This window comes from Sphingobacterium sp. UME9 (assembly GCF_014170215.1).
In the GTDB taxonomy this organism is placed as follows: Bacteria; Bacteroidota; Bacteroidia; order Sphingobacteriales; family Sphingobacteriaceae; genus Sphingobacterium; species Sphingobacterium paramultivorum.
The window spans coordinates 1,475,638-1,497,972 of record NZ_LZZP01000013.1; the positions used below are offsets into that span (position 1 = coordinate 1,475,638).

Sequence of the window (22,335 nt, forward strand, 5' to 3'; positions counted from 1 at the left end):
TAAATATGTATAAAGTTGTTTATTCTTTATCTCGTAAGCTGAAGTGGAAAGCGAGCGAGATTTATCATTTTCTCTATCAGAGTTTCCCGGAGATAAAAAATATTGATTTATTGTTGGATGACCAGCAATTTTTGCTTGTTCTGCGGATTAGTACCCGACTGGAATTTTCTATTCTGAATATATGCCAGAAACAGGGCTTGGCAATGCAATTTGTGCAAGTCGAGGATACTGATTAGTCTGTCCGCTTTACAAAGCTAGCCTATTAGAGATGTTCAGGCATGATGCGATGAGCCGTAAAGAAATGTGAATTTGAGCTTTATAACAAAATCATTCTGAAAGTTACTTTTTACTTTTGATATCGTTCCTTCAAAACATTTTTCACATCCATTGGTTAATTTTATCGTGCGGATGGAATCTGTGTTGTATCATGGGAATTTTATGCATTTATTTAAAACAGAAAACAACAATTTTATCAAGTATGAGTACATTTTCAATTAGAGCTTTTGGAACAAGCGCACCAACGGCTGATCTAAAACAGATGGATATTGAACGCCGTGAAGTGACGGATAAAGATGTCGAGATTGATATCTTATTTTGTGGAGTTTGCCATTCGGATTTACATACAGCGCGAAATGAATGGGGCGGAACCGTTTATCCGAATGTACCCGGTCATGAAATTGTGGGTCGAATTACTAAAGTTGGATCCGCTGTAACCAAGTTTAAAGTTGGCGATTTGGCCGGTGTAGGCTGTATGGTCGATAGTTGTCGCGAATGTGAAAGTTGTAAGGAAGGATTGGAACAATATTGTGAAAATGGAAATATCCAAACATACAACGGACACGATAAGCACCTTAATAAACAGACATTTGGTGGTTATTCTGAACGTGTTGTAGTAGATCAGGATTTTGTGCTCCACATTCCTGAAAATTTGGATCTCGCAGCGACAGCACCTTTATTATGTGCTGGAATTACCACTTATTCACCTTTGAGGCATTGGAATGTGGGACCCGGAAAAAAAGTTGGTATAGTGGGTATCGGTGGCTTGGGACACATGGGAGTCAAAGTCGCAAAAGCAATGGGAGCGCACGTCGTTGTTATTACAACGTCTGCTTCTAAAGTTGATGACGCCAAACGTTTGGGTGCTGACGAAGTGATCTTGTCAACTGATGTGGAACAAATGAAGGAACATGCAGGAACATTACATTTCATTTTGGACTGTGTTTCGGCACAACATGACATCAATGCCTATTTAAGTTTATTGAAACGAGATGGTTCTTTGACTCTCGTTGGTGCTCCGGAGCATCCACTTCCTGTGGCTCCTTTTAGTCTGATTCCAACACGTAAGAGTTTTTCAGGTTCTATGATCGGAGGGATAGCCGAAACACAGGAGATGCTTGATTTTTGTGGTAAACACAATATTATATCCGATATAGAGCTGATTAAAATGCAGGATATCAATCATGCCTATGATAGACTATTGAAAAGCGATGTTAAATACAGGTTTGTTATTGACATGGCGAGTTTGAAAAACTAGTACGAAAAAATTATTCAATGCTGAACCATCAAGGGGAATTTCGAGTACCTTTGATGGTTCAGTTTGTTTATATAGGTATTTTCACCTAATTATTGAGCTAACCTTTTACCCTTTAAAATTGTTAATATGGGGTAGTGAATTCAACTATTGGTCGTTTTTATGGAAAAAGATAAAATTATTGTATTTTGGTTTCGTCGGGATTTACGTCTGGATGATAATGCTGGGCTTACTCGCGCCTTAGCTTCGGGCTATCCTGTATTACCTATATTCATATTTGACGAAGAAATTTTGAAGCAATTGGAGGATAGGAGGGATCGACGTCTTCATTACATCCATCAGGCTTTAACCCGTATCAATACCCTACTCGGGGAAAGTGGTGCAACTTTGAATACGTTCTACGGTAAACCCATCGCTATCTACAGGGAGTTGATTGAAAAATTCGATGTGCAGGGAATCTATTGTAATCGGGATTATGAACCGAAAGCAATTCGTCGGGACAAAGAAATTTTCGAGCTTTGTACAGCTAGGGGAATTCCCTTCAAAGCTGTGAAAGATCAGGTGATTTTCGATAAAGGAGATATTTTAAAGAATGATGGAACACCCTATACGGTTTATACGCCGTATGCAAAGAAATGGCGGGAGAAATTACGTCCTGAGGACCATCTTTCCTCTACCTACACAACGGGATCTTTCTTTCAACAAAACCATCAGCAGATTATTTCTTTGGTGAATTTAGGGTTTCTAGAGACAGACCTTATTTTTGAAGAACCACAGCTGAATGCGGCGATTATTGACAACTATGATACCACCCGCGATTATCCGGCATTAATGGGCACAACTAAATTGGGGATTGCACTTCGTTTTGGAACAATCAGTGTTCGTCAATGTGTTACTTTTGCTTTAAAACACAATGCGACCTGGTTGTCTGAATTGATCTGGCGTGAATTTTTTATGCAGATACTCTACCACTATCCGCATGTTGTTACGGAGTCCTTTAGAAAGCAATACGATGCCATACAATGGCGCAACGACGAAGTAGAATTCCAGCAATGGTGCAACGGAGAGACCGGATATCCTATGGTCGATGCGGGTATGCGCCAATTGAATAGTTCGGGTTATATGCACAATCGCGTACGAATGGTCGTAGCCAGTTTTCTTTGTAAGCACCTTTTGATCGACTGGAGATGGGGGGAGGCCTACTTTGCACAAAAACTAAATGATTATGACATGTCGGCCAACAATGGTAACTGGCAATGGGCCGCCGGCAGTGGTTGTGACGCAGCCCCGTATTTTAGGGTTTTTAATCCGACGCTTCAGGCTGAGAAGTTCGATAAAAATCAGGAATATATAAAACAATGGGTTCCTGAATTAGACACTTTAGACTATTGTAAGCCTATTGTTGACCATCAGTTTGCCCGTGATCGTGCGATAAAGACCTACGCAAAGGCGTTGAAATAATGGTATTGAATGTCTTCTCCTTACGAGTGGTTTTAAGGGCCAACAAGTAGGAGCGGACATTCAATGTATCTAATTTTATTGATCTAAAAACTCGGCTACAGATGCGTCAAATGCCTGTGGATTTTCGGCTTGAACCCAGTGACCGGCATTAGGAATTGTTTTAAACACGGCATTTGGAAATTGTTCCCTGATCTTAATTTTATCTTCAGGTAATATATATCTTGATTTCTCTCCAGGTAGAAATAATGTGGGACCGTTGAATATTCCCGATTTTACCCCGACAGTGATGAACTCCGTATATTTATTTTTTAAAACATCCAGATTAAAGCGCCAATCTAATTTCCGATCTTCTCTGATATATACATTTTTCAATAAAAATTGGATAACTCCCGGATCACTCAAATAGTGTTCAATCTTTACTTGTACATCTTTCCTGTTATCCAGTGTTGTGATATCCACAGCAGTTAGCGCATCGAAGATATCCTCGTGATGTGGCGGATAAGCTTTGGGGGCTATATCAGCGATGATCAGTTTTTCAATTTTTCCGGGATGATCAATAGCAAATTGCATCGCTACTTTTCCGCCCAAAGAATGGCCCAATAGGAGGACTTTATCTGCTCCAATGGATGTTATATAGGCCAGCAGATCTTCTACCATAACTTCCACCGACATATCTTCACTATGGAAACTTCGTCCGTGATTACGAAGATCGAGTAAATGTACCTGTCTTTTCTCTCCGAAACTACGACCAAAGGATCCCCAGTTGTCTGCCATACCAAAAAGCCCATGCAGAACAATTAATGGAGTGCCACCGTTATCTGCGCCATATATTTTGCTGTGTTGTAATTCTTTCAATGCCATGCTATCTATTATTGCAATTATCACCTCTCTGTGATCTGTATATGCAGCGAAGTTAGCTTTTGTTGGTGATTTTTTGATCGAAATTATGTAAAACATTTACATCACTTCCTAGTTGATCCCATCTTGTCGCTCTTATCAAAATGGTAGTATTTGGTGATTTATTGGTAGTTCATCGCCGCCATGTCCACCTTAATTTTGTGTAAACTTAATTCATAAAATAGATGAGCAATAGCGCGTTAATAGTCATTGATATTCAAAATGAGTATTTTGAAGATGGCGGAATGGAACTTGTCGATCCGTTGAAGGCAAGTAAAAATGCAAGAAGAGTGATCGACCAATTTAGGCGAAGAAAATTGCCTGTGGTTCATATTCAACATATTTCTTCAGATCCCAAAGCAATGCCATTCTTTATTGATGGCACAAGAGCTGCCGAAATTCATGAAAGCGTAAGTCCAATGCCAAACGAGCTTGTCATACGTAAACATTTTCCCAACAGCTTTAGAGAGACAGAATTATTGGATTACCTTCGCAGAAATAAGATCGAGGAACTTGTTGTCGTGGGCATGATGACCCATATGTGTATTGACGCCACGGTACGTGCTGCTGTCGATTTGGGCTTTCCATGTACGGTAATTGATGATGCCTGTGCGACGCGCGATCTTGAGATCAATGGCTCCGTAGTTGGTGCACTGGAGGTTCAGCATGCCTTTCTCGCTGCATTGGCATTCTTTTATGCGCAGGTTCAAGATACTGAGACGTACTTGGAACTCCATTGATTTCAATGGAAGTTGGGCCATGTGGTTGTCGATCTGGATGGCCCGATTTTCATAACGTCAATTTGTATACGTAATTCAATATTTATTTGAATTCCTGAATAAATGCACCAATGGTTTTTCCAGTTTGAGTTTTGAAAAACCGCATTAAATGATTGGGTTCCGAAAAGTTAAGGTCAAAAGCAATTTGATTAACGGAATGGTCAGAATGGATAAGAAGGTCCTGAATCTCGAATAGCAAACGCTGCCGAAGTAGGTGTGTCGCTGTGGTATTAAACTGTGCTTTAACGGCCTGATTTAACGTAATCCTACTTATTCCCATGAGTGTCGCATATTCGTTTACCCGTTGTTTCTCCCGAATGAACTGTTCCATAAGTTCTTTAAATTGATAGGCGAAGTTATTTTCCGCTTTTTGGTTCGGCAGCTTATTCAAGCGGGCATATTTTCGGTTTAAAGTCTGCAACAGGTAATAAAGTAAAGAACGAATAATATGGGCGCTATCTGCTTGGGTTTCGATAAGTTCAAGTTTAATTTCGGCGAGAAGACCACAGAATTTTGACATATGTGTGTCATCTGCTATAATTTGGGGCACATAACTAAGCTGGTAGAAATATAATAGTTTATATGTGAATAGTTTATCTGAAAAGAAATCATTCAAAAAGTCTTCCTGAAAAATCAATGTTGTAAATTCAAGGTGTTCTGGATCCAGTTCCCAGGTATGTTTTTGAAAAGCCGAAATAAAGATGATTGAATTGTCGGACAAGGAGAGAATCTCTTGCCCCAATATCAATCTGCCTTTGGCTTTTTTGAAAAATAGAATTTCAAAAAAATCTTTATGGTAAGTATCTTGATGTGTATAATCCGTGTCTTTTTCATTGAGGACATTCAACAAAAACTCAACACCGCATTCACCCTTATGGAATTTTATTGTTCTCAATCTAAATTACTTTAATGAACCAAAAATACTAAACTTTATACGTTACACCAGCCTAAATACAAATATTATCGTACCGCTTTAGCCCTTATGTTTATTGCCGCAACTAAGCAAGGAGTAAGGATTGGAGGCGAAGTGTTTGGATGGTAAAAATACTTTCTATTATTTGGTGGTTTTCAAAACAGTTAACGGAGAATAGATGCGTTGGAGAGCATGTTAAGAAAGAAGCTGAATTTTGAAAATGGGAATAAAATTTTTGGTAAAAGTGATTTTCATCACTTTTTTGTTGGGAAGAATACGCTACATTTACTGCCGTAGCCATTTATCCAGTAAGATTAGTCTTTGGTATTGACAAAAATTATTTAGCCATAAAAATATATTATTTGGGGGTTTTCTCGTTATGAGAGGCCCCTTAATTTTTATAACAACCTCTATTGCTGAGATGAAGGGACTATGTACGCCACCGCAAGCTTGAAGTCTTGTTGCAAAGAAAATAGGTCTTTTCGATAGCTTTCAATAACTTGTTCGAAAAGACCTATAGGTGTCTTGTTATTCCTGCTTAGTAAATTGCATTCTGTGCCGTTAATATAACAGGAGCGCCATCGGTAATGAGAATTGTATGTTCATGTTGCGCCATGAATCCACCTTTGTCCCCAACCATTGTCCAGCCGTCGTTGAGTTCGGTCGCGTATGTGGAGGTTGTTGAAATAAAGGTTTCAATAGCAACAACGGTATTTTTTCGAAATCTTCGTTGGTCGAAGCGATTTTTATAGTTAAGCAATTCATCGGGTTCCTCATGCAGACTTTTTCCTACACCATGTCCGCCAAGGTTCTTGATGACTTTATAGCCTCTTTTTTTCGCTTCAGTTTCTATTAGATGCCCAATATCGGCTATTTTCACACCACCACGAATATTATTGATTGCTTTTTGAAGAATTTCTTTTGATGCTTTTACCAATTTTTCGTGTTGAAATATGTCCTTTCCTATAACAAAAGAACAACCATTATCAGCCCAATACCCATCCAGTTCGGCAGATACATCGATATTGATCAAATCACCTTCTTGTAATAGCCTTTCCGCGGTAGGTATTCCGTGGCAAAACTCGTTGTTTATACTGATACAGGTGTAACCTGGGAAACCATAGGTAAGAGCAGGAGCAGAATTTGCGCCCATGCTTTTTAATATTTCGGCTCCATATTCGTCAAGCTCTTTCGTGGACATACCCACTTGAGCATGTGCTATCATAGCTTTTAAGGTGATGGCAACGGCATCGCTCGCTTTTTGTATGCCTGTTAGCTCTGTTTCATTCGTTATAGACATCGCTGATGTTTTTATTGTGGAGCAGGTGAGCTCAGTTTTTTATTTTGTTATTTATAATTACCGGGAACAAATGATTAAAGGTCATTTTGTTTTAATCGGAAATAAACCTGTACAAAGGTCTTAATAAATTTGAATAAAATAGGTATTTGCTTGCGATTACAAGTAAATATACTGTGTTTGGGCATTAAAAGTCTAGTAACAAATGCTGAAAAGCAGTGTGTTTTTGTCCTAGTTTTTATTGTTTTAGTCCTTTATTTTAATGTTTAGACATTTATTTTTTTATGTATCTTTACATAACTTTATGATGTTGCTATTGATCATTTAAATTAGAATAAAATGGCTTTATTAGATACCCTAGAATGGCGTTATGCCACAAAAAAATATGACCCTACAAAAAAGGTCGCTAAGGAAGATGTGGATAAGATTTTGGAGGCAGCACGTATGGCTCCGAGCTCGTCTGGACTTCAACAGTTCCGTGTGATTGTGATTACGAATCAGGAATTAAAAGAAAAAATTGTACCTGTGGCTTGGGGGCAACAGATTGTTGCTGATAGCTCACATTTATTGGTCTTCGCAGGATGGGATAGCTATACGGACGAACGTATTGATAATACCTTCGACAAGATGAATGCGTTGAGAGGTTTACCTTTAGACACCACTGACGAGTATAAAAATAGATTGAAAACACAGTTATCGAGCCTATCCGGTGAGCAACAAGCAGCCCATGCTGCTAAACAAGCCTATATTGCTTTTGGTTTGGCAATTGCTCAGGCTGCAGAATTAGGCGTTGATGCAACTCCTATGGAAGGTTTTTCAAATGCCGAATTGGATGAACTTCTTGGTTTAGACAAACTGGGATTGAAGAGTGCAATTATGCTTCCGTTGGGTTATCGGATGGAAGAACAAGATTGGTTGTTGAAGCTGAAAAAATTTAGACTTCCGAAAGAGGAATTTTTGATTGAACTCGCATAAATTGCAGAACTGACTAGTCCTGAAAAATCGATACAGGTTTTAGTAATTAAAAAAAAGCGTTTCAACCAACTGTTGAAACGCTTTTTTTTTAAGTCGACAGGCCGACTTACACAGGGACCGCCTTTATAGACTACATAGGTTTACTGTTTGCCCCTTTTTTAGTTTCACATATTGTATGGTGTTATCTTTCTGTAAGGTCTTTTTCGTACTGACATGCATGAGTGTCTTGGGTTCAAAAACTCGAAAGGTACCATCTTCGGTCGCAGTTATTTTCAGCATAACGATTTTATCTCCTTTTTTTTCAGCGCTTACGATAAATCCGCCCATCGTTCTTAAATTTTTGAAAGATGCTGTTGCCCATTCAGCAGGTAAGGCTGGAAAGATTTCTACATAGTTATTCTTGCTCTGAATGAGCAATTCGTGTATTCCTTGCGCAAATGCAAAGTTACCTTCTAACGTAAATGGTCGATACGTAAAGTCTGAATATTGCCCCCCTTTCTGGTCACCATTCAGATGAAAGGAATTGGTGGAACAAAAGTTCTGTGCAAATTTTTGAAGATTGCTAACGGCTTCCTTTCCTTGTTTAGCTCGCGCGTGTAAACAAGCCATCCATGCAAAGGAATAACCGACCCACGCACGGGTACCCAGTTTTTCAATATGATCTAGGGAACTTTCGATGAGCTCTTTTTCCTGCGGATTATTGATGTCTAATAAATCCAATGGATAAATTGCCATATAGGGAGACATATGCCGATGGGAATGTTTCATTGGAAGATTTACAGCAACTTGTAGTCCGGTTTCATCCGTTGCATAATGAGGTAGTTGGGCCTTACATTTTAACCAATTCTTCGCTTTTTGCGGTTTTGCCATTGCTGTGCTCACCTCACTTGCAGCCTGGAAAAGAAAATGCGCTAAACTAAGATCGAAATTGGTCCAATTGTCAAACCATGCTGATACACTGTTGTCATTGTATTCGGGACTGCTGCTCAAAGGCAGGTAACGGAGTCCATTTTTTAATGTGGTTATATTTTTAAGGTAAGTCGCAGACTCAACGATATAGGGATAGGCTTGTTCTCTTAGAAAGGTTTTATCCATGCTATATTTCCATTGCCAATAAAAATGTTGGGCCGCCCATGCACCAATAGTTGGAGAAAGAGAGTACTGAATCCATCCACCCATAGGGTCTCCATTTAAAGTAAGGACACCGGGTACATTCAGCCCATTGACACCAAAATATTGCTTGGTAAAATCACTATTTTTTTTTCGGATCTTCCAGAGCCAATCTGTATAGCTTTTGGCTTCGGCCAATCTATTCCCCGAATAGGCTGGCCAATAGCTCAATTGGGTGTTAAGGTCATTGTGAAAGTCTCCTTTCCAAGGTGGAAGGCCACCATTATCTGCCGTCCAGACGGCCTGAAGCGTAATTGCTGGAGCACCTTCTCTTGCGACAGCACCGAGCTTGTACATATCAAGATAATATTGCTTTTCAAGATTTTTTTCAGGAATAGTTATACTTGATTTGGACCAATAGTTTGACCACCAATGCAAATGGCTTGCTTTTTCTTCGGTGTATTTTTTGAGGGAAAGTTCAGAAGGGGCTACCTTTTGATCGTTGACGATTGTCCAATAACCAATCAGTTTTTTAGCTGATATCTTTTCCCATCTCAATACAACTTCAAAAAAATGATTGTCATAAGTTTTTTGGTGCAGCACTTCGTAATTGCTGGTTCGGGTTATATTCCCTTGCTTATATCCTAATCTTGCTAAATTTTGACCTTCAACAACGCTTTTGTTTTCATCTTTGTTTGCGCTATTTTCATATTGATGGGGAATTAATTGAGGTACAAGGTCACTCACATTGTTTCCTGTAATTTCAAAATAGCCAAAGGGTTTATAGGCGTGTATGAATGTTCTTAATATCCGACCATCTTTGAATTTAAGAATATTGGTGGCCTGTTCCAGGTCAAGTACGTTCGAAACGACAGTGCCAAATTTCGCTAAGTCAAAGAACAGCGACGCTGCTGGAAGCTTGGTGGGATAGGGGGATCTATCGTAAGGAGCGTCTCCCCACTCTTGTACAATACCATAGCTGTTGTTTTTTATTTGTTCTTGGACCCAATTGAAATTGTGGTTTTCTATTGCAAAGGCCTTTCTTTCATCCCATAGATCTGCGCGATCAAGTGAAAATCGAATCATATTATCTTTTTTCCAAATCAGTGCACCCAATTGACCATTTCCCAACGGAATGGCTTCATCCCACCGCGAAGCCAACTGATCGAAATGGAGGTTGTTGTCCGATGTCGGTTGACCGAAAGAGAACACTGTGAACGAACAGAATAGTATTAAATAAAGATATTTCATAATTGAAAGGGTTAGCTTGTAAATTTAAAACTCTGGAAGGGGAGATACTGACACTATTGTTACTTTTTTGCATACTATTTTATCTATGCGAGGGCCTTGAACCTATTAAAACCACTTTAACAGCAGATTTAGCGGTGATTGTATGCAGTGCAGAAAACTAAATAAGTTAATTCGTATCGAAATTGTTATACTTTTTGATACGTAGGAATATGTCGCAAAAGTGTTGTTTTATTGTCTGCAGTTTAACCAAAGAAAGTACGTTATGCTGTTTTAAATCAACCTTTTGAGCAGGTGGGGCTATAGTATCCAGAAAATCTTGAAAGGGCAAGGGGTAATATTGTTTATGTTTCTGTTAATCTAGTTTTAGTATAATCCAGCGTTGTTCTCTAATTTTATCCTATTCGAAACTAGCACATTTATGGAATAGTTTCGGCCCCACTTAACGAAGAAAACAATCATTATTCATATTCGTTTAGTGCATAAACCTAAAATAATACAGAATAGATATATCCCAATGCTATGAGAAAAAAGATTTTGGTGCTAATATTATTGGCGCTTGTGCTTATTGGTACAAGCATTTTGACTTTTGGAAAAAAAGAGCCAGTTGATTTTAGCGCTGATGTTAAACCGATATTGAATAAACATTGTATCACATGCCATGGTGGGGTTAAAAAAAATGGTGGCTTAAGCTTTCTTTTTGAAAATGAGGCCTTCGCCAAAGCCGAGTCAGGCAAATCGGCAATTATTCGTGGCGATGGCGAACACAGTGAACTGGTAAAGAGACTGATTTCCGATGACCCTGAATTGCGTATGCCTTACAATGCCCCAAAACTGAATGACGATGAAATCGATATACTCAAAAGATGGATCGATGAAGGTGCCAAGTGGGGAGAGCATTGGGCCTATACAACACCTAAGGAAACGGAGGTGCCTAAACCTTTTTCGTTGCTCAGTATATTTGGTGTAAAGCCCAAAGGGGTGAACAATACGATTGATTTTTTTGTTTTGGATAAGATGAAGGAGAAGAAATTGTCCTTTGCAGATGAAGCCGATAAAGCATCGTTGCTCCGAAGAGTTTATTTGGATCTAATTGGTATCCCACCCTCGTTGGCAGAGATTCAAGCTTTTGAAGCTGACCAGCGTGATGATGCTTATACCCGGCGGGTAGATAGTCTGCTGGCTTCTCAGAAATATGGCGAGAAGTGGGCGAGTTGGTGGTTGGATATGGCGCGATATGCGGATACGAAGGGTTACGAGAAGGATGGTTCGCGCACGATATGGACTTATCGGGATTGGGTCATCAAGGCCTTAAACCAGGATATGCCTTATGATGAATTTACGATTGAACAGCTCGCTGGGGATTTGCTCCCGGAACCAACCAAGGATCAACTTATCGCAACAGCATTCCATCGCAATACCATGAATAATGATGAAGGTGGGACCGATAGCGAGGAATTTCGGATGGCTGCGGTTTTGGATCGTTTAAATACAACTTATCAAGTATGGTTGAGTACGACCTTTGAATGCGTGCAATGCCATAGTCATACTTATGATCCGTTTAAATTTGAAGAGTATTATAAATCGTTAGCTTTTTTTAACAACACCAGAGATGAAGATACCCAAGGTGATCATCCTAAACTGCGTTTTTACACCGCACAGGATGAAAAGCGAATTGACAGTATAAAGAGGTGGTTGTCGACGACAGGAAATGCCAGCTTGGTAAAATCAACAGATCTATTCCTTCACACCCTTGAGCCCAAAGTCCATGCGCATTACAGCGACCAAATCGTAGATGGTGCGCTATATGATACGAAATGGTTGGGGGTTAGAACTGGAGGATCGGCTCGATTAAGGGCAATAAACCTGGATAATAAACAGCAATTCTTCATGAATTTCTGGACAGGTGCGGTAGGTGGAAAATTGGAAATTCATTTGGATAAACCTAGCGGACCAATACTCGCCGTTATTAATTTGCCGAGTACGAATGGAAGACAGGTTATTCAGTCTCCCATAAGTTCGACTCGTGGTGTACATGACTTATATCTGGTTTTCAAGAATCCATCTGTCGCTCATGGACAGCCGATCTGCATGATTGAATGGTTTGCATTTCGCGAGAACTTTCCACATGAAAAGTCACTGGATAATATGAATTTTCAAAAGACTTTTCTCCAGTTGGTCAACATGCAACGTGAGGGGGTACCAATCATGATTGAAAATCCCAAGGACATGCATCGTAAAACCAATGTATTTATACGCGGTAACCGCCTGTCGCTAGGTGCGGAAGTGCAGCCTACAGTTCCGGCATCACTGAATAGTTTCCCTAAGGGGGCTCAACGCAATCGTTTGGGTTTTGCGCAGTGGATTGTCAGTAAGGAAAACCCGTTGACAGCGCGAACTTTAGTTAATCGCGTATGGGCTCAACTATTTGGTCGGGGGCTAGTTGAACCATTGGGAGATATGGGCACACAGAGTATTCCGCCGATTCATCGAGAATTATTAGATTATCTTGCCCTAGATCTGATGAATACCAAAAAGTGGAGCGTTAAAAAATTGATCCGCGAGATGGTATTATCCGGAACTTATAAGCAATCCTCTAGCTTGAACATTTCTAATTTTGAAAAGGATCCACAGAATTATTATTTGGCAAGGGGACCTCGCTTTAGATTATCTGCCGAACAGATTCGCGATCAGGCTTTAGCCGTAAGTGGATTGCTCAGCAATAAAATGTATGGACCAAGTGTAATGCCATACCAACCGGATGGGGTATGGATGACTGTATATAGCGGTGAGTCCTGGGTGAAAAGTGCTGGAGAAGATCAATACCGAAGAGGCATCTATACGTTTTTAAAGCGTACGAGTCCTTATCCTTCCTTTGTTTCTTTCGATGCTTCTAGTCGGGAGGTTTGTTTGGTCGACCGTATCCGTACCAATACACCGCTACAAGCGCTCGCTACATTAAACGATCCTGTTTATCTCGAAGCAGCTAAACATCTGGGTGCTATTATGGAAAAGGAGGGAAATGGAAACCTCAGAGATGGTATCCGTGTCGGTTATAGACATGCAATGTTGAAGGATGCCGATGAAAAGAAACTCAAAGAGCTGGAACAGCTTTATCAAAAAGCGTTGATTGATTTCAGCAAAAAGCCTGATTCGGCAGCCAAATTTTTGAATGAAGATTTAGCGAAAAGCAATGTAAAGGTCCTGCCTTCAAAAGCTGCCTACATGCTTGTTGCCAATGCAGTGTTGAATTTGGACGAGTTTTTAACGAAATCATAAATAATGAAATGATAAATATGGAATGATACTTCTGAATAAGGGCTTTCGTGTGAAAACGAAGTCTTTTGTTAAGAAGGGTAAGGCCTATGAAATAATAAGAATATAAACCGAAATGAGCTAAAGCTGCGAACTACAAAATTAGCGACACAGCCCGTTCATACGTAATGATAGTCAGATGAAAGATCTAAATAAGCTAATAAAAGAAGCGCAACAATTTGAATTGCAGGCTGTCACAAGAAGACATTTTCTAAAGGATTGTGTGGCAGGTATCGGAGGTATTGCTTTGGGGAGTTTGTTGACGAGTTGTAATGGATGGGGACAGTCAAAATCAGCAGAAAAGTTGGATCTGAATGCACTCAATCCGCTGGTACCCAAGCCTCCTCATTTTCCTGGTAAGGCTAAAAGTGTAATTTATCTGCATATGGCCGGCGCTCCGTCGCAATTGGAGTTATTTGATTACAAGCCTGCATTGCAGAAATTACATAATCAACCTTGTCCGGAATCCTTGCTCGCGGGAAAGAAATTTGCCTTTATTCGTGGGATTCCAAAAATGTTGGGGCCACAGGCTACTTTTAAACAATATGGAGCAAGTGGGGCTTGGGTATCAGATCATTTGCCTCACTTTAGTAAAGTTGTTGATGAAGTGAGTTTTCTGAAGGCCGTGCATACCGATCAGTTCAATCACGGTCCTGCGCAATTGTTTATGCATACGGGAAGTGCCCGTCTCGGCCGGCCAAGCATTGGTTCATGGGTAACTTATGGTCTGGGATCTGAAAATAGCAATTTGCCCGGATTTGTTGTGTTAACATCGGGAGGTAAAACACCGGATGCAGGAAAGAGTGTCTGGGGAAGTGGATTTTTACCATCGGTATACCAAGGCGTTCAATGTCGTTCAAAGGGTGACCCCGTATTGTATATTGCCGATCCTGAGGGGATGGGAAGGGATATGAAACGTGATTTGATTGATGCCATAAATAACGTCAACAAAACAGAATACGATACCTTTAAAGACCCAGAAACCTTGTCGCGGATTGCACAATATGAGATGGCTTATAAAATGCAGGTTGCAGTTCCTGAAGTGATGGACATCAATAATGAACCTGCTTATATTCACGAATTGTATGGAACTGAGCCGGGTAAAGAATCGTTTGCCAATAATTGCCTCTTGGCTCGGAAACTTGTAGAACAGGGGGTACGATTCGTTCAGTTATTTGATTGGGGTTGGGACAGTCACGGTACAAATCCCGCAGATTCGATTGATCTTGGCTTTAAAAATAAATGCCGGGAGATTGATCGACCAATGACCGCATTGATTATGGATCTAAAACAACGTGGTTTGCTGGAAGAAACACTAGTCGTGTGGGGAGGGGAATTTGGACGTACACCGATGCAAGAAAATAGGGACAACAGCGATATGCCATTCCTGGGACGCGATCATCATACCGACGCCTATACCATCTGGATGGCAGGTGGGGGAGTTCGTAATGGTATAAGTTACGGTCAAACCGATGATATTGGGTTCGCTGGGGTAGAAGGGCGCAGTTCTGTACACGATGTCCATGCGACTATGCTCCACCTTTTGGGTTTTGATCATGAGAAATTTACGTACGATTTTCAAGGAAGGCCATTTCGATTGACAGATGTGGAGGGTGAACTTATTCAAGCTATAATTTAAAAATATGAAACAATTTCTAGTATTAATTTTATTTATGAGCAGTTTTCTATCCATGACTGCCCAGCAGTTACACATCAAATATTATTGCACCAATTGGGGAAATAGCGATTCCTGGGATACGTTCTGTCTCCGGGTGAAAAATGCTGGTTACGATGGTGTTGAATCCTGGCTACCTGGTAGTCCAAATGAGCGCAAGGAGATGATCGATGCATTACATAAATATGGATTGAGTTTAGGATTGCTTTCAGGCGGATCAGGCGGAACTTATGAGGAATATAAACAAAGTTTTAAGCGTAATTTGGATGAAGCAGCACAGCTGAAACCCGATTATATCAATTGCCATACAGGTAAAGATTATTACTCGTTTGAGCAGAATAAAACATTAATTGAGCTTGCAGATGCGGCTAAAAATAAGTACCACATCCCCGTTTATCATGAGACTCACCGCGGAAGATTTAGTTTTGCAGCTCATGTGACAAAAGAATATTTAGAGAAGATTCCGACCTTACAACTTGCGTTGGATATCTCGCATTGGTGCAATGTGCATGAATCAATGCTTTCTGATCAGACCGAGGCTGTAACAAAGGCACTTTCCAGAACGGAGCACATTCACGCACGAATTGGGCATCCTGAAGGACCACAAGTCAATGACCCTGCGGCTCCTGAATGGAAGAGTATTGTTGTGCAACATTTGACCTGGTGGGATAAAGTTGTTGCTAAGCACAAGGAAAATGGAATGAAGTTATTGACCATAACGACCGAGTTTGGTCCAGCGGGTTATTTACCCACATTACCATTTACACAACAACCGGTGGCCGATCAATGGTCAATCAATGTTTATATGTTGCATTTACTCAAAGACAGATATAAAGAATGATAGTTTTCTTTGATGAATTATTGGGCTTTTTGGGACGATTTCACCCGCTTTTGGTCCATCTACCGATCGGCATATTATTGTTGGCTTTTGTTATGGCAATTAGGACTCAGTTTAAAGGCGGGGATATGTATTTGCCTGCTATTAAGCTCTCCTTATTCCTAGGGACTATCGCTGCTATAGTAGCTGCTTTATCGGGTTATCTGCTTTCACGAAATGGAGGTTATGAGGAGGATGTCCTGAGCTATCACAAGTGGCTGGGAATTGCCGTGGCTATCAGTAGTTTATTGCTGTGGTTTCTTTATCGTAAAGAATCTCCTGGTGCATTTCGCTTTTGGCTTTTTTTCATCCTGGTGCTCTTAATTGGGGTGACTGGACACTACGGTGGAACACTGACACATGGAAAGGGTTACTTTGTGGAAGCTATGCCAGTAGCACTTAAAAAGCTGTTTAAAACGGAGGAAGCTAAAGAGGAGGTTCTTATCGTTCAAAATGCGCAGGAAGCAGAAGCCTATAAGGGAATTATTCAACCTATTCTAAAACAGCGTTGTCAAAGCTGCCACGGGCAAAGAAAGCAGGAAGGGGGGCTGGCATTGGATACAAAAGAGAATTTGTTAAAAGGAGGAGAGAACGGCACAGTACTAAATGCAAATGATTCGAAAAAGAGTGAATTATATGCCCGGTTGGTGTTGCCCGAGGGACATAAGAAACGTATGCCACCTAAAGGTCGTACACCGATAACCGCTGATCAGATAAAACTGATTGCCTGGTGGATTGATCAAGGAGCCAATTTTGATAAAAAAGTGCATGAAATACCACAAACGGAGGAAATAGCTCATTTGTTAAAAAAATTGGAAACAGGGGAAAAAGAGGAGTCTGCTGTATTGTATGCTGATCTACCAGCAGCACCAGCTTTGCCAAAAGATAAAGTTGATGCTTGGCAGGCTAAGGGTATTAAGATCATCCAAGTTGCAAGAGATAATAACTTCGTGTTGGTTAATGCGATTAATTATCCTCAATTTAATGATAAGGACCTACAGGAATTGTTAGCCATTAAGGATAATATTGTACAGCTGAAATTAGGAAATACGGCTGTTACAGATCTTGCTTTTTCAACATTTTCGGCAATGCCCATTCTTTCCCGTCTACATCTGGAAAATACAAAAATTTCCGATGCTGGATTGAGCCAGCTGAAAGGCCTGTCAAAATTAACGTATTTGAATCTGACAGGAACAAAAGTTACATCAAAAGGGTTATCAAAACTGAACGAGCTTCCGAGTTTAAAGAACGTCTATCTCTATAAAACGGTAAATCAGGAAGTCGCTGCGATAAAGCAGCTGAATGCTAAGATTAAGGCAGATACCGGTAATTATAGTTTGCCTTTTATTGAAACCGATACAATCAGGTTTTGAGCTGTTATTGGACCTGTTGGCTACACGATGAAATTCGCGATCCAAATGGAATGCTCTTGCACAATTTAACGATTGAGCGAGAGGGACAAGTAATTTAAGGAAAGTAAACAGGTTATTTTAGCGGATAGGAAACGAGTATACAAAGGAGAATGCGGAAAAGGCTTTAGCGTAATATAAAATAGAAATGCTAAGGTGACGATTTCAAATAAAACCTTTCTGACTTCGTAGACACCAACAGCAATGATAGCAAACTGAAGGTTCTTTCTGGCCAATAAGATTAGACACTTTCAGAAAAAATGCCCCCAGAAAGTGTCTAACTTTTTGGGGGCACTGCAAATTTCCTGCTGCTCTTTTTACATCGCGATAAGCTGTTTTTATTTCGTGCCAGCATGTTCTAGTAATTCGATAGCATCGTAAAGCACACCTGCTTCACCTCTAAAAGTTCCTGAACCTTCTGGTTTATTATCTTTTGTGTACCATTCATAAAAACCTTTATTTTTGATAACACGGGCAAGCATCGGCTGTATTTGCTCATAAGCTTCCTGTTGAAAACCATTTTTAACGAGCTGCTGAATCATACGCCCACCGAACCAGGTCCAGTCCCCACCATTTTGATAACCATACGGATACATGCCTTTGTTTTTAAATGAACCTGCAGGATAAGTTGGGTACACGGTAAGTCCAATTGTTGCTGCACCAGCGTCTTTTACATTTTTAATCATTTTATCCAATGAAACTTTTATTTGCTCTTTGCTGAGTAAATTCGCCTCAATAGCGATTGCTGTTCCGCCGTGATAATAGATTTGATTTTCATCAAAATCAGCCGCAAATGGGGAGCCTTTGATATAAATATGGGGAATAAACTTCTGGTTCTTTTCATCCCAAAGGTGTTTCATGGTATTACTTGCTATGGAAGCTCTGATTTTTCCCCATTTTTCTTTTTTCTCAGGAAGTAGATCCATGTAATTGTCAAGGGCGATCAAAAACATCGCATTGTCGTAGATGTCCAAAGCAATATGCGAATTTTCATCTAGATGGACACCCCAGTCATGCTCGGGTTGAACGTCGCCCCAATCAACCGTGGTTGCGCCCCAAAGTAAACCATAAGTATCGTTATAACGTTTGTCCAATAAAAATTGCAAAGCATGTTCCATGCGATCCTTTACAGTTGCATCACCAATTTTTTCATTGAGAAAAGCCTTATCTTTAGTGGCAACGATATATTTGTGTACCGCTTGAATTAAAGAAGATTCCTGGTCTGTTTCAACGGTGTTTTTATGTGCAGCATAATCAGGAGCCAAGGTACTGGTGATTGTGTAATAGTCCGATACGCCATTTTTTAAGCTGGACTTTTTGACAAAACCATCGGCAATATTACCATCAGGGCCTTGTAGTTTAAAGAACAAAGCCAATTGATCTTTGATCTGTTCATGGGGATGTACTTTTGTTGCTAAGGTGATAAATGTATTGTAGTCTCTAATCCATACCTCACTGTATCCATCCCCCGCATTGAATCCGCTTTTGATGATGTTCGTAGCCATATCTTTGACAATATGGAAGCTGCTATCTTTTTGGATGCTGTCTTGTAAATTGTTCGTAGATGCTTTACTGCCCGCATTTTGGCAGGACAGTAATAGGAGCGATGAAGATAATGCAAAAAATATAGTTCTCATTGTGCTGTTTGTTTATAGTAAATGGTTTGATTAACATTTGGATTCTTTGACAAAAGATTGGATAACTTTTGCCTTATCATTTCCTAAATTACGCAATGTATAGGACCCAGCAGCAGCAGGAACGGCAAAAGTCTCGGCATAATGGAAGACCCTCTTCATGTCATTTGCCGTCGTCAGCTCTATTGCCTCGCCCTCGACAAGCATCATGATATGGCATTGTCCTAGCGTTTCAATCGAAACATCCTGATCGAATTCGTATCTAAAAACATCGTAGAAATGATCTTCATGCGTTGGCAAATGTATTCTTGTTGTTTGCGCATCAAGGACTTTTTCACTGGGCTGAGATAGCAGTGTATTTTTTACGACATCACCTTTCCGGCTAAAATTGAGGTTAGCGAATGCTCTATCAATATTTAATGGACGTGGTTTCCCATCTAAATCGGGACGCACCCAGTCGTACATTTTAAAGGTATAATTATAAGGTGTTGCACTGATTTCGAGTACGAGATTGTTCACGCCGGAAGAATGTACGGTACCGTGTGGAATCAAATATAACTGGTGTTTCTTGGATTCGAATTTTTGAACGTATTGCTCGATATCCATAGCTATTCCGCTATGGAAACTCTCTTCTAAAGCGGAGCGAAATTTGTCGGCATCAATTGTTTGCTGAAAGCCCAGATACACTTGTGCGTCCTCTTTTCTATCAACGATATAGTATGATTCGTCCTGTGTGAAGTTTTCTCCAAATTCTGCTTTTGCATAAGCTGGACTAGGGTGGCATTGAATGGATAGGTTGCCGCCATCAAAGGTGTCCAGGAAATTGAAGCGTATTGGGAATTCAACATCGAAACGTTGCTGTGCATGACCGAGTACATTGGCACTTTCTTGAAACATCAATTGATCGAATGAAATTTCGAGGGTATGTCCATCTGCTTCGAGCAAAATGCCATTTTCAGGGACAATCATTTCGAAGGACCACGCATAGTTTTTGACATCCTGATCGATGCCTGTAAGGTGCTCTTTCATCCACTGTCCACCCCATACTCCGGGTTCAAAAGTTGGTCGTACGCGGAAGTAATTTTTGGACATGGCTTGCAAAGTATCGTGTAGATCTTTCCCTGTAATCCATGGTAAGCCGTGTGATGATTGTTGATCGGCAAGAATTTCGACACGGGACAGGATAGACCTTTTATGTTTATTCAATATTTCCCAGTCGACAAAATAGTAACGCTTATAGGTTTCCTTTTGATTGGTTTGTGTTGAACAGCCTAAATTTAAAGCTTCGCCCGCACGCATGCGTTGAATAAGCACATTTTTGGGCAGATCAATAAACATCAGTTGACTAGACGTATCAACTAATGATGCTCCAGGACCATAAAAGATGGTATACTCACCTTGTTTTGAATCGGAGTTCGCCAGTATTGATTGAAAATCCGCTAGTTTTTCAGTATCAAAGTATTCAATGAGCTGAATCCCGGCCTTTTTTCCGAACAATGGGTCATTGCCGCCTAGGTAGGGAGAGACAATATCCTGGATGGCTGATTCCGATTTTAAAGCAGAATCCATCGCAATAAATCGTGCGGCTACGCCCTGTTTTTCAAATTCTTGCTTCAGGTTGGGGATGATTGTGCCCCAGTTAACACCTACAAAACCATCAATGCTATGTATATTATGTGTAATGAGATGTGCAACAAGATTCGGGTAGGAATTTGATAATGTTCCTTGAACTGGAAACGTCGGAACGATTTCGTACTGAAAAGGTTTTGTTTGAGTATTAGAATACATATTGATGTAATTTATTGCAAATGAATGATGTTGGAGTAAATAGCTTTTGCTTACTTGTTTGTTGATTTTTTGTTGTGTTTTTCAATCCAGAATTTTTCGATCTCCTCCAAAGGTTTGCCCTTCGTTTCTGGCAGGAATCCAATTACAACAAGGAATGCGATGGCACAGAAAAATGCAAATAACCAGAACGTATAGCGGGCGCCCCAGGAAGCGAGAAGAATGGGAGTTAGCTGTCCCACGATAGCATCGGAAATCCACATCACCATAATACTGATACCCATGGCGCGAGCCCGGATGGCATTTGGGAAGATTTCGGCTGCGACGACAAATTTTAGTGGGCCAATGGAAAAAGCAAAGAAAAATAAGAAGGAAAGTATAGCGATAATCAATGCGATATTATTGACTTGACCTTGATTAAAAAGATAACCAGTAACCAGCAAACTCAGGGTAGCACCTACAGTTCCCAAAAGATATAAGGGACGTCTACCCCAATTATCAACCTTCCAGATTGCGAAGAAAGTAAATAGCACATTGGCAGCTCCAAAGAATAACTGGGCATGATAGGAGTTGTTTAATGAAATACCTGATTCAAGCAATATGCTCGGACCATAATAAACAATTGCGTTGATTCCACTGAGTTGTGAAAATAAAGGGAGGAAGAGGCCCAATAGAAAGGCCTTGCGATAAATAGGAGAGAACAGATCACGTAGATTTCCTTTCGAGGAAACATTGCTAACCTCTTGTATATCCGATAGTCCTAATGTGGCACTGATCGCTGCAACTTCAGTGTTTCGTCCATTTTTAGAAAGCCAACGCGGACTTTCAGGAATAAAGTAAACTCCAATGCATAACAATAAAGCCGGTATTGCGCCAACTAAAAACATAGTTCGCCACAGTTCATTTTGCTGGGTGGAGGTATATTCAAGAATCAAGTAATTGCTGATATAGGCAAATAGGATACCGAATGTAATAGCGAGTTGATAACAGGTGACTGATCTTCCTCTAAATTTGCTTGGCGATATTTCCGCAAGATATAAGGGCACAACAATTGAGGCTATTCCAACACCAAGGCCCCCAATGCTTCTACTTGCAATCAATATGCTGTAAGAAGGACTGAATCCACAGCCAATTGCTGAGAATAAAAAAAGCAGGGCCGCAGTAACAAAGGCTGGTTTTCGGCCGTATTTATCTGTTAATGGTCCTGTGAAAAATACACCAACAATACAGCCTAGCAAGGCTGAACTGACGAAAACGCCCTCTTGAGCAGGAGATAGTCCGAAAAATTGCTTCACCAATGGCAAAGCACCTGCAATTACAGCCATATCGAAACCGAAAAGGAGTCCTCCAATTGAAACGATACATAAAATGATGATAAATTTCTTTGACATCTGCGGTTTATATTAATATGTATATACATACAAACATA

At 40.3% G+C, this 22,335-nt stretch carries 16 protein-coding genes; 9 read left to right on the forward strand and 7 right to left on the reverse strand.

Features of this window, described 5'->3' with window-relative positions; genetic code table 11:
• Positions 1-5: 5 nt before the first annotated feature.
• The 3 genes from A9970_RS25375 (at position 6) to A9970_RS25385 (ending at position 2,992) form a co-directional block, all read left to right on the forward strand.
• A complete protein-coding gene (locus tag A9970_RS25375) occupies positions 6-236 on the forward strand; it encodes a hypothetical protein (RefSeq protein WP_046674596.1) in 231 nt (76 codons plus the stop codon).
• Between the two features lie 242 nt (positions 237-478).
• Positions 479-1,534, forward strand: a complete 1,056-nt coding sequence (locus tag A9970_RS25380; protein ID WP_182984151.1) for an NAD(P)-dependent alcohol dehydrogenase — start codon at positions 479-481, stop codon at positions 1,532-1,534.
• Between the two features lie 159 nt (positions 1,535-1,693).
• Positions 1,694-2,992 carry a deoxyribodipyrimidine photo-lyase gene (locus A9970_RS25385; protein ID WP_182984152.1) on the forward strand — a complete coding sequence of 433 codons (1,299 nt, stop codon included), beginning with the start codon at positions 1,694-1,696 and terminating at the stop codon, positions 2,990-2,992.
• A 75-nt stretch (positions 2,993-3,067) separates the two neighbouring features.
• Here the strand turns inward: A9970_RS25385 and A9970_RS25390 are convergent, their stop codons facing one another.
• Positions 3,068-3,853, reverse strand: a complete 786-nt coding sequence (locus A9970_RS25390; protein ID WP_182984153.1) for an alpha/beta fold hydrolase — start codon at positions 3,851-3,853, stop codon at positions 3,068-3,070.
• 221 nt (positions 3,854-4,074) lie between these two features.
• Between A9970_RS25390 and A9970_RS25395 the strand changes: the two genes are divergently transcribed.
• Positions 4,075-4,629 carry a cysteine hydrolase family protein gene (locus A9970_RS25395; RefSeq protein WP_182984154.1) on the forward strand — a complete coding sequence of 185 codons (555 nt, stop codon included), beginning with the start codon at positions 4,075-4,077 and terminating at the stop codon, positions 4,627-4,629.
• A gap of 82 nt (positions 4,630-4,711) precedes the next feature.
• Here the strand turns inward: A9970_RS25395 and A9970_RS25400 are convergent, their stop codons facing one another.
• Positions 4,712-5,563, reverse strand: coding sequence for an AraC family transcriptional regulator (locus A9970_RS25400; protein WP_182984155.1), 852 nt, complete (start codon positions 5,561-5,563; stop codon positions 4,712-4,714).
• 556 nt (positions 5,564-6,119) lie between these two features.
• Positions 6,120-6,881 carry a type I methionyl aminopeptidase gene (gene map / locus A9970_RS25405; protein ID WP_088162047.1) on the reverse strand — a complete coding sequence of 254 codons (762 nt, stop codon included), beginning with the start codon at positions 6,879-6,881 and terminating at the stop codon, positions 6,120-6,122.
• A 336-nt stretch (positions 6,882-7,217) separates the two neighbouring features.
• Here map and A9970_RS25410 point away from each other — a divergent pair, with 336 nt between their 5' ends.
• Positions 7,218-7,853: an NAD(P)H-dependent oxidoreductase gene (locus A9970_RS25410; RefSeq protein WP_182984156.1), complete on the forward strand. Its 636-nt coding sequence runs from the start codon at positions 7,218-7,220 to the stop codon at positions 7,851-7,853.
• A gap of 123 nt (positions 7,854-7,976) precedes the next feature.
• Here A9970_RS25410 and A9970_RS25415 read toward each other — a convergent pair whose 3' ends face one another.
• Positions 7,977-10,214: a glycosyl hydrolase family 95 catalytic domain-containing protein gene (locus tag A9970_RS25415; RefSeq protein ID WP_182984157.1), complete on the reverse strand. Its 2,238-nt coding sequence runs from the start codon at positions 10,212-10,214 to the stop codon at positions 7,977-7,979.
• 519 nt (positions 10,215-10,733) lie between these two features.
• Between A9970_RS25415 and A9970_RS25420 the strand changes: the two genes are divergently transcribed.
• The 4 genes from A9970_RS25420 to A9970_RS25435 all read left to right on the forward strand — a co-directional run bounded on the left by A9970_RS25420 (position 10,734) and on the right by A9970_RS25435 (position 17,451).
• The gene (locus tag A9970_RS25420) at positions 10,734-13,490 is read left to right on the forward strand and encodes a DUF1553 domain-containing protein (RefSeq protein WP_182984158.1); all 2,757 of its coding nucleotides are present in this window, start codon (positions 10,734-10,736) and stop codon (positions 13,488-13,490) included.
• A gap of 175 nt (positions 13,491-13,665) precedes the next feature.
• Positions 13,666-15,165 (forward strand): DUF1501 domain-containing protein, encoded by a 1,500-nt coding sequence (locus A9970_RS25425; protein WP_120332768.1) that lies wholly within the window; start codon positions 13,666-13,668, stop codon positions 15,163-15,165.
• 4 nt (positions 15,166-15,169) lie between these two features.
• The gene (locus tag A9970_RS25430; RefSeq protein ID WP_182984159.1) at positions 15,170-16,042 is read left to right on the forward strand and encodes a sugar phosphate isomerase/epimerase; all 873 of its coding nucleotides are present in this window, start codon (positions 15,170-15,172) and stop codon (positions 16,040-16,042) included.
• On the forward strand, positions 16,039-17,451 hold the full coding sequence (locus A9970_RS25435; RefSeq protein WP_220801694.1) for a c-type cytochrome domain-containing protein: 1,413 nt from the start codon (positions 16,039-16,041) through the stop codon (positions 17,449-17,451). Before A9970_RS25430 ends, A9970_RS25435 begins: the two co-directional genes overlap by 4 nt.
• Before the next feature lie 374 nt (positions 17,452-17,825).
• Here the strand turns inward: A9970_RS25435 and A9970_RS25440 are convergent, their stop codons facing one another.
• Genes A9970_RS25440 through A9970_RS25450 form a run of 3 tightly spaced genes read right to left on the reverse strand, consistent with a single transcriptional unit; the run spans position 17,826 to position 22,297 of the window.
• Complete coding sequence (locus tag A9970_RS25440; RefSeq protein ID WP_182984160.1) at positions 17,826-19,124, reverse strand: amylo-alpha-1,6-glucosidase; 1,299 nt, start codon at positions 19,122-19,124, stop codon at positions 17,826-17,828.
• Positions 19,125-19,154: 30 nt separating this feature from the next.
• Positions 19,155-20,909, reverse strand: coding sequence for a class I mannose-6-phosphate isomerase (locus A9970_RS25445; protein WP_182984161.1), 1,755 nt, complete (start codon positions 20,907-20,909; stop codon positions 19,155-19,157).
• A 50-nt stretch (positions 20,910-20,959) separates the two neighbouring features.
• Positions 20,960-22,297 carry a sugar porter family MFS transporter gene (locus A9970_RS25450; protein WP_182984162.1) on the reverse strand — a complete coding sequence of 446 codons (1,338 nt, stop codon included), beginning with the start codon at positions 22,295-22,297 and terminating at the stop codon, positions 20,960-20,962.
• Positions 22,298-22,335 lie beyond the last annotated feature (38 nt).

Excerpts from the sequence above, each read along its gene's own strand:
- A9970_RS25375 (WP_046674596.1), top strand. The coding sequence starts at position 6 with ATGTATAAAGTTGTTTATTCTTTATCTCGTAAGCTGAAGTGGAAAGCG.
- A9970_RS25380 (WP_182984151.1), top strand. The coding sequence starts at position 479 with ATGAGTACATTTTCAATTAGAGCTTTTGGAACAAGCGCACCAACGGCT.
- A9970_RS25385 (WP_182984152.1), top strand. The coding sequence starts at position 1,694 with ATGGAAAAAGATAAAATTATTGTATTTTGGTTTCGTCGGGATTTACGT.
- A9970_RS25390 (WP_182984153.1), bottom strand. The coding sequence starts at position 3,853 with ATGGCATTGAAAGAATTACAACACAGCAAAATATATGGCGCAGATAAC.
- A9970_RS25395 (WP_182984154.1), top strand. The coding sequence starts at position 4,075 with ATGAGCAATAGCGCGTTAATAGTCATTGATATTCAAAATGAGTATTTT.
- map (WP_088162047.1), bottom strand. The coding sequence starts at position 6,881 with ATGTCTATAACGAATGAAACAGAGCTAACAGGCATACAAAAAGCGAGC.
- A9970_RS25410 (WP_182984156.1), top strand. The coding sequence starts at position 7,218 with ATGGCTTTATTAGATACCCTAGAATGGCGTTATGCCACAAAAAAATAT.
- A9970_RS25415 (WP_182984157.1), bottom strand. The coding sequence starts at position 10,214 with ATGAAATATCTTTATTTAATACTATTCTGTTCGTTCACAGTGTTCTCT.
- A9970_RS25420 (WP_182984158.1), top strand. The coding sequence starts at position 10,734 with ATGAGAAAAAAGATTTTGGTGCTAATATTATTGGCGCTTGTGCTTATT.
- A9970_RS25425 (WP_120332768.1), top strand. The coding sequence starts at position 13,666 with ATGAAAGATCTAAATAAGCTAATAAAAGAAGCGCAACAATTTGAATTG.
- A9970_RS25430 (WP_182984159.1), top strand. The coding sequence starts at position 15,170 with ATGAAACAATTTCTAGTATTAATTTTATTTATGAGCAGTTTTCTATCC.
- A9970_RS25435 (WP_220801694.1), top strand. The coding sequence starts at position 16,039 with ATGATAGTTTTCTTTGATGAATTATTGGGCTTTTTGGGACGATTTCAC.
- A9970_RS25440 (WP_182984160.1), bottom strand. The coding sequence starts at position 19,124 with ATGAGAACTATATTTTTTGCATTATCTTCATCGCTCCTATTACTGTCC.
- A9970_RS25445 (WP_182984161.1), bottom strand. The coding sequence starts at position 20,909 with ATGTATTCTAATACTCAAACAAAACCTTTTCAGTACGAAATCGTTCCG.
- A9970_RS25450 (WP_182984162.1), bottom strand. The coding sequence starts at position 22,297 with ATGTCAAAGAAATTTATCATCATTTTATGTATCGTTTCAATTGGAGGA.